This is a genomic window from Staphylococcus sp. EG-SA-2, from assembly GCF_017152085.1.
Window position 1 is genome coordinate 1 of sequence record NZ_JACYHC010001032.1, and the last position, 789, is coordinate 789.

Consider the following 789-nt stretch of genomic DNA (forward strand, 5'->3'; position numbering starts at 1 on the left):
GAATTGTGTTCACGTCAATGGCAAATGCCGATGATGTGTTATCAGGCGATAGTTATTTTATGGCTGAATTAAAATCTATTAAGCGTATTGTTGAAATTCCAGATAATCAAAAAATATACTGCTTTATCGATGAAATTTTTAAAGGTACCAACACAACTGAACGAATTGCCGCTTCAGAATCAGTACTATCATTTTTACATGAAAAATCTAACTTTAGAGTTATTGCAGCAACACATGATATTGAGTTAGCTGAACTCTTAAAACAACGTTATGAAAATTATCATTTCAATGAGGTAATAGAAAATAATAACATACATTTTGATTACAAAATTAAGCCTGGCAAAGCAAATACTCGTAATGCCATCGAATTATTAAAAATCACTTCATTTCCAGCAAAAATATATGAACGAGCAAAAGATAATGTTTCCAATGGTTAGCATGAATCTTGAACATCAATCAATGTTCAAGTCGCAACATTGTTATATTGACAGTCTTTGACTAAATGAAAATACGCTTGTAATAAGTTTTTTCAATACTAGTCCGGGGGCCCCAATACAGAGGCTGGCGGAAAGTCAGCTTACAATAATGTGCAAGTTGGCAGAATCCCAACATAATAAATCATTAGTGGTTCTTTATCTTTTCTGTCTCACTCCCCTAATTGCAATATAAAAACGTCAGCTATCACATGACAGAAGACTATGAACAGTTTCAATAATGTTCATCGTAATCATGTTAATAACTGACGTTTATTTTATTCTGCAGAATACTCTTCTAAATCTATATTGCTGT

The 789-nt window shown here is 32.3% G+C and carries 1 protein-coding gene; it reads left to right on the top strand.

All coding sequences use genetic code 11. The features are described 5' to 3' along the window. A partial coding sequence (locus IDG60_RS17610; RefSeq protein WP_481906105.1) for a MutS-related protein occupies positions 1 to 437 on the top strand: 437 nt, incomplete at its 5' end. Positions 438 to 789 lie beyond the last annotated feature (352 nt).